Genomic DNA, 15,041 nt, shown 5'->3' on the forward strand with positions numbered 1-15,041 from the left:
TACTTTTATTTTACTTTCCTTGGTTTAGAACAGGATCTGTAGAGTCGCGAAATTAATACCCACCTAGCATAAAGGATGTTCCAACAATGATTAAAAGGACGAAAAGAACAACGATTAAAGCGAAGTTATTATGTTCACGATGTTCGCCTCCCATAGTTTATCACCACCTTTAATAAGAGTCTGTACATATTATGTATTGATGGTTAAACCTGAAAGGGACAAGCATGGAATATATAATAATATAGCTATTCTAATATCAATATTTTTTAGTGCACGGTACATTGATATTTCGTCATAAAGACAAATGCCCTTATTCCACGAACGGGTGCAAGAGTTGGCACAAACTGTGTAATAAAAAAAGGTGTACCACTATTGTGATAGCACCTTTGGATTTGCTTAATCCCAGATACGGATTCTTGGAACCCCTGCTGTCCTTAAATAATCCAATAACTGGCCAGTATGAACGGATTCGTGATAGGCAACACGTAAAAGCATATCCCCTAAATCTCTTATGTACCCCGATTCAGATCGGTCAATTTTTATATTTTCTAAATCATCTTCAGAAAATGACTTAATAGTACTGATGAATTGCCTTCGGTATGGTTCTGCAAATTCCAATTCTGCATTTACTGAAGTGAATGGCTGATTCTCGAAAGGGGAATCGAAAACGGATAAACTTCCTCTATTTCTAATTGCTAGGTCGTAATAATGTTCGCTTTCTAGTACGTGCCTAATCATTTCTAGACAATTCATTGCTTCCTCATCCGGCTTCCAGTGAAGCTTTTCTTCAGGAATAGATGTCCAGACCTTTATGCTTCGCCTTCTTACTTCATTAAAGTTTAGAATAATTAAATCGATTGACTTCATAAAAATTCCTCCTAAGTAAGGCATATATTAATTATACACGAATGAACGTTCGTGTTGAAAATATTGAAAGAATTTTAAGAATTTATTACTTAGTTTTTGAATAGGAAAGGTTAGGAGGAATTCTGAAAAAACAATATAACCCCATTTTGCGCGCGAATCATTTTTTCACAGTTCCAATGAGAAATGTACTAATCCATATAGAAAGGGGCATATGGCATTGAATCAGGAAGTAGAACAAATAAATGATGAACAGGCCGTTGAGATTTTTAAGGCCTAATGAATAATAAACTTGCAAACCCTTTCGAAGAATGGTATTCTAAGGAAGAATTATTTTTGTTCGGTGTAAAGGATAGTATTAGTAGAATTTTTCGTCTTAACTTTTCGTCTTAATGATCACTGGTAGCAAGGATAGTAACATATTGTGTGCAAAAGCACACAGCAGGAGGAAACACACATGGAACAAGGTAAAGTAAAATGGTTTAACGCAGAAAAAGGTTTTGGATTCATCGAACGCGAAGCTGGAGACGACGTATTCGTACACTTCTCTGCTATCCAAGGCGAAGGTTTCAAATCATTAGACGAAGGTCAAGCAGTTACTTTTGACGTAGAACAAGGTCAACGTGGACCACAAGCTTCTAACGTTCATAAAGCTTAATAACAATGTCTGATATAGGCAGGCTCTATTTTAGAGTCTGTCTTTTTTATTTGTTCTAAAAACAAGGAACCCCGCTCATAAATGAGCGGGGTACATGTGAACAGTAAATCAAATGGTATATGTAGTGTATCACATAAACACGAAATCTCCTAATTCTCATAGGTTTTAAAGATGATTTAGGTAAGAGTGGCTGAAATGGTCACTTTTTTTTGGATCTTTTAAAAGGTATTTTGTTTACGTAAGTCTTGATAAAGAATCCATGATTCAAGATTAACGGTTGCATTTCTGCAATAGGAAGAACGTTTTTTCACTCATGGAAGCAGCATAATATGTCAGGAATTTTTAACAAATGAATCGTTAAGTGAATTGTATTAAATAGTATAATTTACCTGAATTAAATAATGGCTAGCAAACAACAAATCATTTTTTACCGAAAGAAAAATAATTATTTTTTCAGGAGGTATTATATGTTAGGTCATTTAGGATTTTCATATATAGGCCTGATCTATTTATTGATGTTATTTATTCCGAATATCATTTGGACAAAGAATCAACCAATAGATTATGACTATACCCATGAAAACAAAATATTATTAGTGTTTGAGCGTATTGGACAAGTATGTTGTTCGTGCAGCATATTGATTTTTAGTGATTTTAACCTTGCTTCCTTTTCAGCATGGAGTTTGTGGCTGCTAGCCTCATTTTTACTTATGGTCCTTTATGAGATTTGTTGGGTCAGATATTTTACGAATGAATATACAGAAGAAAATTTTTATCGTAGTTTTTACGGGGTGCCCGTACCGCTTGCGAGTCTGCCTGTCACGGCTTTTTTATTATTGGGCATTTATGGTAAAGTGGTTTGGCTAAGTGCATCTGCTATCATACTTGGGATCGGACACATAGGAATACACCTGCAGCATTTAAACTCGATAAAATTTAACAAAGTGTAAACGAGATTATGAAATAATGTACGTAAAGTAACAGGTGCACGAGTTAAACATCCAGCTGCCATCTTGGCGGCTTTTCTTTTTGAGCTTACGGGTCAGTGTAGTGAAAGAAGGCAGTTACAATTATAATGATGAGTTGACTATTTTTTAAACTTGATGAGTATGTGATGCTACTCTAATATAAACTAGTACTAAGATTCTACTTAAGAGGTGTATGTATGAAGTTTGATGAGTTTACAATTGGACAGGTGTTTGAAACTAGGTCTTACAAATTAACAAAAGAGGATATTATGAGATTTGCTGGAGAGTTTGATCCTCAATACATGCATGTGGATGAGGAGAAAGCAAATCAGGGAAGGTTTAATGGAATCATTGCTTCTGGTATCCATACGTTAGCCATTTCATTTAAGATGTGGGTTGAACAAGGCATCTATGGTGAGGATGTCATTGCCGGAACACGGATGAATAATATCAAATTTATAAAGCCTGTTTATCCTAATGATGAATTACATACCATTGTGGAGGTTATTGATAAAGAAGCGAAGAAAAAGGAAACAGGAATCGTTACGGTATTATTAACTACTTTCAATGATAAAGAGGAAAAAGTATTTCAAGGTGACTTGTCGGTATTGATTAAGAGATAGAGTGTTATGGAAAGTCACTGAAATACTATGTTAGAGGTGAAAAAAAACCCTTCCTGTGGGTTAATTTGTCCATTGCTTCAAAACTTGTTCTTTAGCGATTTGATAAACTTCTTCCTCAGATTGGTTTTTGCCAGCTATTACATTGGTTTGATACTTTTTCCCCTTGAATGTTACGTAAATGGTATACATGCACATGTTGTTCTTTCTCCTTTCGATTGAGTATTGGCTTACAATAATAGTATAAAAGAAATTTTTTAAGTTATGATTGATTTGATGTAAAGGTTTATTAATTTTTACCCGCTTGTAAGGAAAGATAAACATAACCCAAACCAGCCGAAAGGAGTGGGTTCTTTTTTTATACCCATTTGTCCAAGCATTCCTTCCTCATTCTGAATAAGTTATTTGGAAAAAATAATTTAAGGAAGGAGACGTTTTTTTGCCAAAAGCGATGCATTTAAATTTAAGAGTTGATCAAACGCAATATATCCCTCAAATCCGCGAAGTTCCAGGCTATGATTATATTCATTTGGTCCGACAGCCAAAGTATATGACAGACCTCTCGCTCCTCAATGAAAAAGTTTATTATCTTAGTGAGATTTTTTTACCGCAGCAATTTGTTAAAAAGAATCAGGTCTCTCTCTTACATGCCCATCACGGACAATTAGGGTTATTATTCCTCCCTTTTAAGAAAGAAACGAATCTTCCGTTAGTAACCAGTATTCGCGGAAGAGATGCAACGTTAGCAAATCAGCCAATCGGCTATTTAGAGAACATGAAACTGCTTTTTGAAGAGGGAGAGATGTTTTTCCCAGTTTGTCAATATTTAGCCGACAGAATCATGGAGTGGGGCTGTCCTGCCGAAAAAATTAGGGTGCTTTACGGCGGAGTGGATTTAAGCAGATACGAGTATCATCCGCCCAGTCTTGGAGACTCGCAAAACATCTTATCTGTAGGCAGATTAGTAGAAAAGAAAGGCCACCATATTTTAATGCAGGCATTTCAAAAAATAAAAGGACAATTCCCCAACGCTACGCTAACGATCATTGGAGGAGGAGAACTTCAAGAATATCTTACTTCATTAGCTGCACAGCTAAATTTGGGAGAATCCTTTCAGTTATTAAATCATCTTCCCAAAGAGAAAGTTCGAGAGCATATGGCCAATGCAGATTTATTTTGTGCAGCCAGCATCGTATCCTCAAGCGGAGATGTGGAAGGGATTCCTAATACACTAAAAGAAGCAATGGCCCTTGGTGTACCAGTCATCTCCACTTATCATGCAGGCATACCTGAATTGGTTACCCATAATCAAGAAGGATATTTAGTCCAAGAAAACAATGTGGATGAACTTGCTAATGCCCTTGAATTTATGCTGACAAACAGGCATCTTTGGAGACGATATGCAAGTGCTGCCCGTAAAAAAGTCGAGGAAAGCTTTGATGAGGCGGAGCAGCTTATCTTGCAGGCAAACTATTATGATGAATTGTTGGGGGGATCATAATGGCAAATTTTAAATCCATTAGCGTTACCAAGGGTTTAAAAAACCTAGAAATTGATAACCCGGCTAACTATCCTCTAGTAGGAATGGGTGCGAAAGGAGCTGTATTTAAACTTTCAAAAAACAAATGTGTAAAAATATACACAGACCCGCTTGAGGCCGAAATGGAGGCAAAAGCTCTTAAAGCTGGAAAACATTTGTCCTTTTTTCCTAAGCTATATGAAACAGGTTCAAATTTTGTAGTAATGGAATATGTTAATGCTCCAACGTTAAAAGAATACCTGCGAAATTGCACCTACATCCCTGAATCCATCACAAGAAAGCTCCTGGATATGTTACATGAGTTAAAAAAGGCAAAATTCACTACGATCGATGCTGCTCTTCGCCATATTTTCGTCCTTGATCAAGAAGAGCTTAAAGTGGTTGACCACGTTAATGCGTTCACAAAAAATGATCCCGTTCCTCTTAAACTACTGAGAGATTTAAACATTATCCTCTTAAAGGACTCATTCTTAGCCCAAGTGAAAAAGTTAGAACCGGAGACCTTCGAAGCTTGGCAAACCTATTTCAACAAAAACCATTTGGACTATAAAAACATCCCTGTTACATCCGGCGGTTCAGGGGAGGGTGTAAGGGTGGACAGTGCCGTCACACAGCGGCTCATCGGAAAAGGACATCAGGGTGCTGTATACCGTGTAGCAGAAGATAAATGTGTTAAAATTTACGGGAAAAAGGAACATGCTAAACAGGAAAAAGAAGTTTTATTATCTTGCAAAAACTTATCCTTTATTCCAAGAGTTTATGAAACCGGGGAGAAGTATGTGGTCATGGAATATCTCGCCGGACCTGATTTAAACACATTTCTCAAAACCCAATCTACATTATCGAAAGACATAACAAGACAATTACTAGATATTTTAACGGCCCAGAAAAAATCAGGGTTTAAGCAAATCGATGCCCCCTTAAGGCATATTATTATCACCAATAAGGGTTTTAAAATGGTTGACCATGTATATTCCTTCACGCGTGAACAGAAAAAACCGCTTGAATTATTTGAAAACCTGCGCGAAAGAGGCTTCTTAGACTCCTTCCTCGAGCAAGTAAGGGAAATTGATCCTGATACCCATGCTGAATGGACAAGCAGATCCAATTCTCATACGAAAGAAAAAACAGTCCAAAGGAACAGACAAGAAAGCAAACATGATAAAAATCGTAAAAGAGATAAGGATCGGAATAAAAGGCACAGCCGTAGAAGGGACCATCATCATAAAAAGGAGAACCGCCATAGAAGGACAGGTCGAAGAAGATGAACATTTTAGTGACGGGAGCAGCAGGGTTTATTGGGTTTCATCTTACGAAACGTTTGTTAGATCAAAATTATCATGTGATCGGTATAGATAACCTGAATGACTATTACGATGTTTTTTTAAAGAAAGACCGATTAAGGCTACTAGAAAAAAAACCTAATTTTGAATTCTATAAAATAGATTTGGCAAATGAAGAATCCGTACTTCAACTATTTCAAAACAAACCAATTGATATTGTCATCAATTTAGCAGCACAAGCCGGAGTTCGTTATAGTCTTACCAATCCACATTCTTATATTCATTCCAACCTGTTTGGGTTTATCAATATTTTAGAAGCTTGCCGGCACTTTCACGTAAAGCACTTGATTTATGCATCATCGAGCTCCGTTTATGGGGCTAATGCTAACATTCCTTTTTCAACAAGAGACTCCGTCGATCATCCTGTAAGTATGTATGCAGCCACAAAAAAGGCCAATGAATTAATGGCCCATTCCTATAGTCATTTATTTAACATTCCCACCACAGGTCTGCGTTTCTTCACCGTATATGGTCCTTGGGGAAGACCGGATATGGCTTATTACTCTTTTACCAAAGATATCTTCGAGGGGAATACCATCAAGGTATTTAATAATGGCGATATGTACAGAGATTTTACCTTTATTGATGATATTGTCGAAGGAATGATTCGCTTGCTTCATCACCCGCCCCAATACAACTATAACTGGGATAAAAAAAATCCTGATCCAGGCTCTAGCTATGCTCCTTATAAAATCTATAATATCGGCAACAATAATCCAGTGAAGTTAATGGATTTTATTCGAATTTTAGAGAATCATATTGGCAAAAAAGCAAAAATAGAATTCCTCCCGATGCAGCCGGGTGATGTTAAAGAGACCTATGCAGATATTTCAAATTTACAGCAGGATACAGGGTTCCACCCAACAACACCAATCGAAAAAGGGTTAGGACAATTTGTAGATTGGTATAAAAAGTATGATCGGAGATAGAGGATGATGGAGTTTGTTTCTAAATAAGCAGGAAAGATTAAAATAGGTATTGAATTTATAGGGATGCAAGGAAGCACTTCATCTCTATATCAGGAGGTTTTAGGTATGTCGAAAGAATTATGGTTGAACCTGCCGGTACGAGAACCGGAGCGGGCAAAGGAGTTCTATACGCAGCTTGGTTTTCGCTTAAATGAGCAGTATGCAAGTCAAGATGGCTCATTCAGCTTGATCGTCGGCGAGAATCAGGTTGTTTTGATGCTCTTTCCGGAATCCACTTTCCACGGTTTTACCGGGAATGCTGTTGCGAATACGCGGCAGGGTACGGAAGTGCTATTCTCTCTGGGGGCGAACTCCAGGGATGAAGTGGATGAACTCGCCTTAAAAGCGGAGCGTGCCGGCGGCTCTGTATTCGGCAAGCCGGGAGAACGAGGCGGCTGGATGTACGGCTGCGGTTTTGCCGATCTGGATGGTCATCGGTGGAACGTATTGTATATGGATATGAGTAAATTGCCGCAAAGCTGAACGCCCGACGCTTGCGGCGTTAAAATAACAAAATAAAATAAAGTTACTAAACGAACGTTGGTGATGCCTGAAGCACAGGGCATCGCTTTTCTTTTATTGTTCAGACAGAAACGTTGTTCGCTGCTGCATAGGCTTGTTTCCTAATAGGTAATGGGTATTCTTATAAAAAATCTAGTGAAAGCGCCCTTACCATTCTTCGTTTCCTAACATAAATTGTATGGAATAAGTTTAAAGGAGGACTATAATATGTTTGGTTACGGTGGATACGGCGGATTTGGCGGTTGTTGTGGCGGCTATGGCTACGGTGGTTGCGGCTTCGGCGGCGGATTTGCTTTAATTGTTGTATTGTTTATCTTGTTAATCATCGTAGGAGCAGTAATCTGTTTCTAAGACAAATACGCTTATCTGAAAAAAGCCCTTTTAGGGCTTTTTTTTTGACTCTATACCTTATTAAGGTATAAGGTCCATGGATTGGTTATGGGATTTTGGCTATACTCTAGCTTATCCATCAGTGCATGTGAATAACCAATGGGTTAAGCCTTATTTTGGAGAATCCATTACCAGCGTGCTTTCTCTTGGAAAATATTGAAGGTGGCATAAATTCAGATAATGGATGGTAAACTTGCAAACCCTTTCGAAAAATGGTATTCTAAGGAAGAATTATTTTTGTTCGGTGTAAAGGATAGTATTAGTAGAATTTTTCGTCTTAACTTTTCGTCTTAATGATCACTGGAAGCAAGGATAGTAACATATTGTGTGCAAAAGCACACAGCAGGAGGAAACACACATGGAACAAGGTAAAGTAAAATGGTTTAACGCAGAAAAAGGTTTTGGATTCATCGAACGCGAAGCTGGAGACGACGTATTCGTACACTTCTCTGCTATCCAAGGCGAAGGTTTCAAATCATTAGACGAAGGTCAAGCAGTTACTTTTGACGTAGAACAAGGTCAACGTGGACCACAAGCTTCTAACGTTCGTAAAGCTTAATAACAATGTCTGATACAGGCAGGCTCTATTCTAGAGTCTGTCTTTTTATTTGTCTTAAAAACAAGGAACCCCACTCATAAATGAGCGGGGTACATGTGAACAGTAAATCAAATGGTAAATGAAGTGTACCACATAAACACGAAATCTCCTAATTATCATAGGTTATAAAGATGATTTAGTTAAGAGTGGCTGAAATGGCCTCTCTTTTTTGTGTGAATTTTTTTAAGGGTAAAATGATTCATCTGATAACGCTATAAATAAAAATAAAGTAGACAAACATTGTAACCAGATTGCGGTTCTAAGGTAATGAAACTAATTTTAAGTATCGCCTCGTTTATTATTGCCTTTGCATCGGTGACTTTAAAAATAGACTGCCCATTTATCAATCTATTATATATTCGTTTAAGCTTGTCCATTATATTAACATAATATATGTAAGGTAAGGGGCCCCTTATGAAGCTATAGCAGAGGAAGGGGGGAGAATCATACTCTTGCTAATTTTATTACAACATTAGGCAAAGTTCTTGTGATTATTTTGTTATTACTTGCTTTGCTTGCTGCAAGCTTATTCGGCCTCAATACAACTCCAATCAATGCAGCGATCATTGCTATTCTTCAAGACCCGTAGATTTTGAAAAAGTTTCCCATTCTATTTGACAAAGGACTGAACACTAGAAGATTATTTTGAAAAAATAATCTTCTAGGTTCTTTATTTTACTAAACAAAGGTGGTATAAAAATTGAATGAGAATAATGAAAAAAATATGTTGAATCAGGATAAGGATGCTCCTTTAAATCAACAGAAAAGTTTACTGGATTCCTTTGACATGGGTTCCTTAATGAAGAACCTAGATATGAATTCTTTAATCAAAAATGGTGATAAGGGCGCTGAAATGAATAACCTAGATCTAAACTCCTTAATGAGTAATGTAGATATGAACGCATTATTAAATAATGTAGGAGCTCATTAATGAATATGGCAACGGATCTGCTTAAAGATGATTCATTAAAGAATGCAGCAACGGATTTTGGTAAAAATACGGACAGCCCAATTTTAAATTTACTCAACTCAACGGAACTGTCTGATGTGAAAAATCAACTGGCAGCTTCTGTTTCATTTTCAGAGCAACTTGAGGGGATCGCTAAGGAACTAGCTGAACTAAAAAATCAACACGAACAGCTATATGAACAAATGAAAACTCCGGTTATACATGATCCTGAAATGAAAAATGAACTCTTAGACTTAAAGGAAGAAACGAAACAACTGACTGAATTAATCCAGAAATTATTAAAAAACGATTCGAAGAAAAAGCACAAATGAATTTATTCCACTAAAAAAAACCTTGGAAACCAAGGTTTTTTAAATTTGTAAATGAAGTTATTAAAATTCAATTATACTGATAATCATACCGATAAGAACGATAGTGGTGGAACTTGTGGGCCTCGTTAAAGTAATCCATCGTTACTTGGAAGGCCTGCCCGTCGTCATTCCAATAAACCAGCACAATCACATCCGTCGACCCCTTTGCCAAGTCCTCAGCACCGAAGTCTTCGCCATTCAACTTCACAGCCTGATAACCTGCATCGGTGACCTTCAAGGTATATAGCCAATATTTTTCTCCTTCTAGCCCGGTCAAATTGTGGTAGGCCGATCCTAGTTTCGCCTGCAGGTCCGCCTGGGTCATCCCTACTTCAATTACCTTTTTCAATTCCTCGACCGCAGCGACAACCCCCGCACTCCCCGCGTTGGTCATCCGGCCGTCGTTCATCAGGTAGTAGCCATTCGCAAAATTCAGCCGCATCTTTGTACCGTCACGAGTAAAATAATACCAAGCACCAGAAATCGACTTCCAGCCCGTCACCATCGCCCCGCTCTGCTCCAGGTAATATCCTTTTCCGCCGTACTCCAGCCAGCCGGTCCGCATCGCCCCCGAACTATTCAGGTAATACCAGGTGCCTGACACCGATACCCAGCCGGTCTTCATGGCGCCGTTCTGGTCCAGGTAGTACCATTTGCTGCCATCCAAGAGCCAGCTGGTCTTCATGGCACCGCTCTTGTCCAAGTAGTACCAACGGCCGCGATCCAGGAGCCAGCCGGTCTTCATGGCACCGCTCTTGTTCAAGTAGTACCAGCGGCCGCGATCCAGGAGCCATCCAGTCTTCATGGCGCCGCTCTGGTCCAAATAGTACCACTTGCCGCCATCCATTACCCAGCCTTTCTTCATCACACCGTGATTAAAATAATGCCATTTGCCACTCTCGAACGCCCAACCCGTTGATGGATTTCCACTTGCGGCAGCCACACCTGAATAACCCAGCAACACCCCGACACTCAGCAATCCTACAAAAAACCGTTTAATCTTTGACAAATGAACTCACCCCACCTATGTTGTGAAAACCTGTTAATCTATTAAACATTAGGCCAATTCTATGTAAAATCCTCTAAAAATTATCTGACAATTACTGCATCCCCTAAATTCGATAGGGTTAAACAAAAAAGGGCTAAAATTTTTATATTTAGGGAAAGACAATGAGCTGGTCAGGCTAACCGCCTGACTTTGGGAGGGAAGGGTTAGTTCATGGTTAAAGGAGGAAGTGGGTGATAATGTGGGGAAATTGGTTGATAAGTGACGAATCTTGGTTGATACTTCACCCAGATCGGTTGATATGTCATCTCGGTTGGTTGATAAATCCCCAAACCCGGTTGATAAGATCCCGATTGGCTTATACTTCACCAAACCCGGTTGATATGTCATCCCAATTGGTTGATAAATCTCCAAACTCGGTTGATAAGATCCCGATTAGTTGATACATCCCTAAAATCGGTTGATAAGTGACGAATTTTGGTTGATACTTCACCCAGATCGGTTGATATGTCATCCTAGTTGGTTGATAAATCATCCCAATTGGTTGATATCTCAAAATCAACGGCCGCAAAACCGGTTATAAACAAAAAAAAGGCCACCCTTAGTTACGGGTAGGCTCCGTAGTGGTGTTGTCATAGGTTGTTAGTGTAGCAAAACTATCAAATAAATGGGTAATATACTCATTTAACTCAAAACCCTCTTCATTAGTAAACTTCGATAATAGCAATGTACTTTCATTCATCTGGCATTCCTCCTTAAAATTAGTTTCTAACATAAGTATTGCCACACTATCACTCTTTTAAACATAAAATTTAAAAAAAGGGGTCAGACCCCACACCTCAATCAAAGGTAGTGGGGGGTCTGACCCCTTTGTAGTTTAATAAAATCTCTTAAACGCCGCAAAGTGGGCGGTGTAGTAAGTGCTTTTTAGATTGGAAATCATGATGCCATGGGCTTCATCGGCGTGGATGAATTGGTTATCGCCGAGGTAGATGCCCACGTGCGAAATGCCCCTTTTATATGTATTCTCAAAAAAGACAAGGTCGCCTGCCTGTGGAGAATTTACATAGTAGCTGCGATCATAATAGCCTGCGGCGGACAAGCGGCCAATTTTCGTGCCGGCTTGGTTTGCGACATAATAGATGAACCCGCTGCAATCGAAGCCGGAAAGGGAGCTGCCACCCCACACATAGGGGATTCCCATTAAGCTTTTGGCAACAGCAATCGTCTTGGCTGCCGTATTGGTAGTTGCCGGCGTTGTGGTTGGCTTAGATACAGCCTGCCCGTTAACTTTCAGTTTTTGCCCGACATAAATCATGTCAGAGGTAAGGCTGTTCAGCGACTTTAACTCCTGCAGGGACATCCCAAATTGAACAGAGATCTTGCCTAAGGTATCGCCGCTTTTTACGACATACTGACTCGTTGCGGACGGCTGCACAGTCGGTGCCGGAGTCACAGGAGCAGGCGCAGCAGGTGCAATCGGCTTTGCAGCGGCCGCCTTACCGGCAACCTTCAGCTTTTGTCCCACATAAATCATATCTGATTTTAAGTTGTTAAGTGTTTTTAACTGTTGAACAGTCATGCCATATTGAGAACCAATTTTACCCAGATAGTCACCGCTTTTAACGGTGTAGACACTGGTCGATGCTTGTGTGACTGTAGTCGTTGTCACTGGTTTCGTGGTTGCTGGTTTCACCACATTAACCGTTGCAGGCTTCGGTGCTGTTACAGTCACGGTCTTGCCCGGAGCAGACACTTTTAATACCTGTCCCACATATATCATCGTGCCCTTTAGGCTGTTCCACTGCTGCAGCTCGCCCACGGTGACATGATAACGATTGGCAATCTTGATCAGGGCGTCACCCCGCACAACCGTATAGTTCGTTTGCTGCACCGCTTGGACAGAAGTAGTCGCAGGGGCGGTAGAAATTTTCAAAATTTGATTTTCATAGATTAAATTCGATTTCAACCCGTTTTGGGTCTTAATTTCATTAACATTTGTTTTATATTTCGAGGCAATTTTTGATAGGCTGTCACCTTTTTGGACCTTATATGTATCAGCGAGGGCAGAACCGGCAAAAAGCGTCGAAAAAAGAGCGGTTGTCGAGAGAGTGCGAACGATGGTTTTCTTCATCTAGTAAAAATCACCTCATATTTTCATTTTTTTATTAATTTTACCATAGTTTGCTAGTATTTCGAGGTAAAAAAGGACGAAATTCGAAGAAATTTCAATAAAAATGGAAGAAAAGGGGTGCGGATAGCATCACCTATTAGCGGATAGCGTCACCCATTAGTGGATAGCGCCGCCCAATTAGCGGATAGCGCCGCCCAATTAGCGGATAGCGTCACCCAATTAGCGGATAGCGCCGCCCGATTAGCGGATAGCGCCACCCAATTAGCGGATAGCGTCACCCAATTAGCGGATAGCGTCACCCAATTAGCGGATAGCGTCACCCAATTAGCGGATAGCGCCGCCCAGTAGCGGATAGCACCGCCCAGTAGCGGATAGCACCGCCCATTAGCGGATAGCGCCGCCCAATTAGCGGATAGCGTCACCCAATTAGCGGATAGCGCCGCCCAATTAGCGGATAGCACCGCCCATTAGCGGATAGCGCCATCCAATTAGCGAATACCGGCCTCCAATTCGTAGATAACATCTCCAACCCGCGGAAAACGTGTAATTTTACACCCGACTATCCCCTTTAGGGAGCAAATCAGGAATTCATAAAAAAATAGACCACTAAAGAAAAGTAGTCTATTGCTTAATCTTATAAAAAGATCCGTTGCACAAGCCAGATGGCCCCTAAAGCCACAATCGCGTAAGAACCATAGGTCACGATTTTTCCAGAACCCTTTTGCTTGAACAGCAAGGAGAGTAATGGAAGGAGCAGGAGAACAATAACTAGTTGAACCAATTCAATTCCTAGGTTGAAATTGATTAAGGCGACAGCCAGATGACTTTTTTCGATCGCCATTTCTTTTAAAATGGTGGCGAAGCCGAGACCGTGAATGAGACCGAACAGGAAGGTGATGCTCCAGCGGTGGCGGATCTCTTTTCGAAAAATATTTTCGGCGGCCACATAGCAAATACTAAAGGCAATCGCTGCCTCGACAAACCGAGACGGAAGTGTGACCCAGCCTAATACGGCCAGGGTAAGGGTAATACTGTGCGCAATCGTAAAGGACGTGACAATGGCTGCGTATTGTTTAAAGGTCTGCTTTCTGAATAACAACGCTAACAGGAAGAGTAAATGATCATACCCCGTTAAAATATGAAGGGCACCAAGCTTTAAAAAGGAAAACCATGAAGAGGTCGTTGCTTTTTCAACCGGTTTTGCAGTATCAGGCTGCACGGGATGAGTGTCAGGCTGTGTAGTTTGCTCTGCCCCTTGCTCCTGCTGAGCCTCCGTTAACAAAATCGTCCAGGTGCGGTCTTTTCCTTGTAAAACGGCTTCACTGGTTTCCCCCATAATCGACGCTGTAATAAGATTCACATAGTTCGTTCCGGTGTCATGGAAATAAAAACCATCATTAAAGACAATCGTTTCACCAGGAGAAAAAACGGGAAAAGTCATAGAGGTAGAGAGATACTCTTTATTTTCCTTTTTGACGAGCTTCATTTCTCCAACTGCGGGTGTTTGTTCCTTGTTATCCTTATCCAGGGTAAGGCCTTCTGTTAGTAGTTCTTCTAAATGATGACTGCCTTTTTTTATTTCTGATTTTTGAAGGATAAAATCTTTGTTTAAATCAATATCCGGAAGTAACTCGATAATCGATAACGTATCCAGAGTAAAGACGATTTCCGTATGTTTCTGATCCATCGTTATCTTCGTATAACTTGCGCTATAGGCATGGGCTTGCGCCAGCTTTGGGCAAGCAATAAACGCAATCAGTGTAAGAGATAGAATACTTAATAAAGAGCGTTTTAATATAAGCGTTGTCGCCTTTTGTTTAAATTTTTTGATTAAAGAAAACAAGTAAACTCCTCCTAAAATACTAGAACGGATAGGATCAGGTCCTTTTTTACAAAAATATAACATAATAATATTGTTAACCTTCTTACATATAATCATATTTTACTTGTTTTTGTATAGATTTGGATTGTTTTTCTAATAATAAATTAACAAAGAATTAACCGTGAATTAACATTAAATCTGAATAATCTATATCTTTAGGCCTAAATATTTTGTAGAATAATAGGGTGTTTGAGAATTTTTTGAAAGAGGGGAGATCCTAAGGTACTT

The 15,041-nt window shown here is 39.6% G+C and carries 20 protein-coding genes and 1 pseudogene; 13 read left to right on the plus strand and 8 right to left on the minus strand.

Annotated features, from left to right (window positions below; genetic code table 11):
* Window positions 1-52: 52 nt before the first annotated feature.
* Window positions 53-154, minus strand: a complete 102-nt coding sequence (locus AC3ANL_RS01675) for a YjcZ family sporulation protein (protein ID WP_488327558.1) — start codon at window positions 152-154, stop codon at window positions 53-55.
* A 242-nt stretch (window positions 155-396) separates the two neighbouring features.
* A complete protein-coding gene (locus AC3ANL_RS01680; protein ID WP_488327559.1) occupies window positions 397-867 on the minus strand; it encodes a DinB family protein in 471 nt (156 codons plus the stop codon).
* 454 nt (window positions 868-1,321) lie between these two features.
* Here AC3ANL_RS01680 and AC3ANL_RS01685 point away from each other — a divergent pair, with 454 nt between their 5' ends.
* From AC3ANL_RS01685 to AC3ANL_RS01695, 3 genes are all read left to right on the plus strand, one after another.
* Window positions 1,322-1,522: a cold-shock protein gene (locus AC3ANL_RS01685; protein ID WP_488327560.1), complete on the plus strand. Its 201-nt coding sequence runs from the start codon at window positions 1,322-1,324 to the stop codon at window positions 1,520-1,522.
* Window positions 1,523-1,989: 467 nt separating this feature from the next.
* Window positions 1,990-2,472: a hypothetical protein gene (locus tag AC3ANL_RS01690; RefSeq protein ID WP_488327561.1), complete on the plus strand. Its 483-nt coding sequence runs from the start codon at window positions 1,990-1,992 to the stop codon at window positions 2,470-2,472.
* A gap of 215 nt (window positions 2,473-2,687) precedes the next feature.
* Entirely contained in the window at window positions 2,688-3,113 is a 426-nt protein-coding gene (locus AC3ANL_RS01695; RefSeq protein WP_488327562.1) for a MaoC family dehydratase, read from the plus strand.
* Window positions 3,114-3,173: 60 nt separating this feature from the next.
* Here the strand turns inward: AC3ANL_RS01695 and AC3ANL_RS01700 are convergent, their stop codons facing one another.
* Window positions 3,174-3,308, minus strand: coding sequence for a BA3454 family stress response protein (locus AC3ANL_RS01700; protein ID WP_488327563.1), 135 nt, complete (start codon window positions 3,306-3,308; stop codon window positions 3,174-3,176).
* 241 nt (window positions 3,309-3,549) lie between these two features.
* Between AC3ANL_RS01700 and AC3ANL_RS01705 the strand changes: the two genes are divergently transcribed.
* From AC3ANL_RS01705 to AC3ANL_RS01740, 8 genes are all read left to right on the plus strand, one after another.
* Complete coding sequence (locus AC3ANL_RS01705; RefSeq protein WP_488327564.1) at window positions 3,550-4,611, plus strand: glycosyltransferase; 1,062 nt, start codon at window positions 3,550-3,552, stop codon at window positions 4,609-4,611.
* A complete protein-coding gene (locus AC3ANL_RS01710; RefSeq protein ID WP_488327565.1) occupies window positions 4,611-5,918 on the plus strand; it encodes a hypothetical protein in 1,308 nt (435 codons plus the stop codon). The genes AC3ANL_RS01705 and AC3ANL_RS01710 overlap by 1 nt, the downstream gene beginning before the upstream one ends.
* On the plus strand, window positions 5,915-6,922 hold the full coding sequence (locus AC3ANL_RS01715; protein WP_488327566.1) for an NAD-dependent epimerase: 1,008 nt from the start codon (window positions 5,915-5,917) through the stop codon (window positions 6,920-6,922). The genes AC3ANL_RS01710 and AC3ANL_RS01715 overlap by 4 nt, the downstream gene beginning before the upstream one ends.
* A gap of 105 nt (window positions 6,923-7,027) precedes the next feature.
* The gene (locus AC3ANL_RS01720; protein WP_488327567.1) at window positions 7,028-7,444 is read left to right on the plus strand and encodes a VOC family protein; all 417 of its coding nucleotides are present in this window, start codon (window positions 7,028-7,030) and stop codon (window positions 7,442-7,444) included.
* Between the two features lie 246 nt (window positions 7,445-7,690).
* Window positions 7,691-7,834 carry a YjcZ family sporulation protein gene (locus AC3ANL_RS01725; protein WP_488327568.1) on the plus strand — a complete coding sequence of 48 codons (144 nt, stop codon included), beginning with the start codon at window positions 7,691-7,693 and terminating at the stop codon, window positions 7,832-7,834.
* A 397-nt stretch (window positions 7,835-8,231) separates the two neighbouring features.
* Window positions 8,232-8,432 (plus strand): cold-shock protein, encoded by a 201-nt coding sequence (locus AC3ANL_RS01730; RefSeq protein ID WP_024027764.1) that lies wholly within the window; start codon window positions 8,232-8,234, stop codon window positions 8,430-8,432.
* Window positions 8,433-9,171: 739 nt separating this feature from the next.
* Window positions 9,172-9,402 (plus strand): hypothetical protein, encoded by a 231-nt coding sequence (locus AC3ANL_RS01735; protein WP_488327569.1) that lies wholly within the window; start codon window positions 9,172-9,174, stop codon window positions 9,400-9,402.
* Window positions 9,402-9,752, plus strand: a complete 351-nt coding sequence (locus AC3ANL_RS01740; protein WP_488327570.1) for a hypothetical protein — start codon at window positions 9,402-9,404, stop codon at window positions 9,750-9,752. The genes AC3ANL_RS01735 and AC3ANL_RS01740 overlap by 1 nt, the downstream gene beginning before the upstream one ends.
* Window positions 9,753-9,819: 67 nt before the next feature.
* Here the strand turns inward: AC3ANL_RS01740 and AC3ANL_RS01745 are convergent, their stop codons facing one another.
* The 4 genes from AC3ANL_RS01745 to AC3ANL_RS01760 all read right to left on the minus strand — a co-directional run bounded on the left by AC3ANL_RS01745 (window position 9,820) and on the right by AC3ANL_RS01760 (window position 12,931).
* Window positions 9,820-10,800, minus strand: a complete 981-nt coding sequence (locus AC3ANL_RS01745; protein WP_488327571.1) for a hypothetical protein — start codon at window positions 10,798-10,800, stop codon at window positions 9,820-9,822.
* A 355-nt stretch (window positions 10,801-11,155) separates the two neighbouring features.
* Window positions 11,156-11,353, minus strand: coding sequence for a hypothetical protein (locus AC3ANL_RS01750; protein WP_488327572.1), 198 nt, complete (start codon window positions 11,351-11,353; stop codon window positions 11,156-11,158).
* Between the two features lie 45 nt (window positions 11,354-11,398).
* Entirely contained in the window at window positions 11,399-11,539 is a 141-nt protein-coding gene (locus tag AC3ANL_RS01755; protein WP_488327573.1) for a hypothetical protein, read from the minus strand.
* Between the two features lie 135 nt (window positions 11,540-11,674).
* Window positions 11,675-12,931 (minus strand): C40 family peptidase, encoded by a 1,257-nt coding sequence (locus AC3ANL_RS01760; RefSeq protein WP_488327574.1) that lies wholly within the window; start codon window positions 12,929-12,931, stop codon window positions 11,675-11,677.
* A gap of 159 nt (window positions 12,932-13,090) precedes the next feature.
* On the opposite strand from AC3ANL_RS01760, the gene AC3ANL_RS01765 reads away from it, so the two are divergent.
* On the plus strand, window positions 13,091-13,279 hold the full coding sequence (locus AC3ANL_RS01765) for a hypothetical protein (protein ID WP_488327575.1): 189 nt from the start codon (window positions 13,091-13,093) through the stop codon (window positions 13,277-13,279).
* A gap of 69 nt (window positions 13,280-13,348) precedes the next feature.
* A pseudogene (locus tag AC3ANL_RS01770) lies at window positions 13,349-13,402 on the plus strand (hypothetical protein); the annotation flags it as partial.
* A 163-nt stretch (window positions 13,403-13,565) separates the two neighbouring features.
* Here AC3ANL_RS01770 and AC3ANL_RS01775 read toward each other — a convergent pair.
* Window positions 13,566-14,774 carry a HupE/UreJ family protein gene (locus AC3ANL_RS01775; RefSeq protein ID WP_488327576.1) on the minus strand — a complete coding sequence of 403 codons (1,209 nt, stop codon included), beginning with the start codon at window positions 14,772-14,774 and terminating at the stop codon, window positions 13,566-13,568.
* Window positions 14,775-15,041: the final 267 nt, after the last annotated feature.

Source organism: Neobacillus sp. DHD-1R (assembly GCF_057747995.1).

Coding starts and splice junctions, on each gene's coding strand:
- AC3ANL_RS01675 (WP_488327558.1), bottom strand. CDS start 154: ATGGGAGGCGAACATCGTGAACATAATAACTTCGCTTTAATCGTTGTT.
- AC3ANL_RS01680 (WP_488327559.1), bottom strand. CDS start 867: ATGAAGTCAATCGATTTAATTATTCTAAACTTTAATGAAGTAAGAAGG.
- AC3ANL_RS01685 (WP_488327560.1), top strand. CDS start 1,322: ATGGAACAAGGTAAAGTAAAATGGTTTAACGCAGAAAAAGGTTTTGGA.
- AC3ANL_RS01690 (WP_488327561.1), top strand. CDS start 1,990: ATGTTAGGTCATTTAGGATTTTCATATATAGGCCTGATCTATTTATTG.
- AC3ANL_RS01695 (WP_488327562.1), top strand. CDS start 2,688: ATGAAGTTTGATGAGTTTACAATTGGACAGGTGTTTGAAACTAGGTCT.
- AC3ANL_RS01700 (WP_488327563.1), bottom strand. CDS start 3,308: ATGTGCATGTATACCATTTACGTAACATTCAAGGGGAAAAAGTATCAA.
- AC3ANL_RS01710 (WP_488327565.1), top strand. CDS start 4,611: ATGGCAAATTTTAAATCCATTAGCGTTACCAAGGGTTTAAAAAACCTA.
- AC3ANL_RS01715 (WP_488327566.1), top strand. CDS start 5,915: ATGAACATTTTAGTGACGGGAGCAGCAGGGTTTATTGGGTTTCATCTT.
- AC3ANL_RS01720 (WP_488327567.1), top strand. CDS start 7,028: ATGTCGAAAGAATTATGGTTGAACCTGCCGGTACGAGAACCGGAGCGG.
- AC3ANL_RS01725 (WP_488327568.1), top strand. CDS start 7,691: ATGTTTGGTTACGGTGGATACGGCGGATTTGGCGGTTGTTGTGGCGGC.
- AC3ANL_RS01730 (WP_024027764.1), top strand. CDS start 8,232: ATGGAACAAGGTAAAGTAAAATGGTTTAACGCAGAAAAAGGTTTTGGA.
- AC3ANL_RS01740 (WP_488327570.1), top strand. CDS start 9,402: ATGAATATGGCAACGGATCTGCTTAAAGATGATTCATTAAAGAATGCA.
- AC3ANL_RS01755 (WP_488327573.1), bottom strand. CDS start 11,539: ATGAATGAAAGTACATTGCTATTATCGAAGTTTACTAATGAAGAGGGT.
- AC3ANL_RS01760 (WP_488327574.1), bottom strand. CDS start 12,931: ATGAAGAAAACCATCGTTCGCACTCTCTCGACAACCGCTCTTTTTTCG.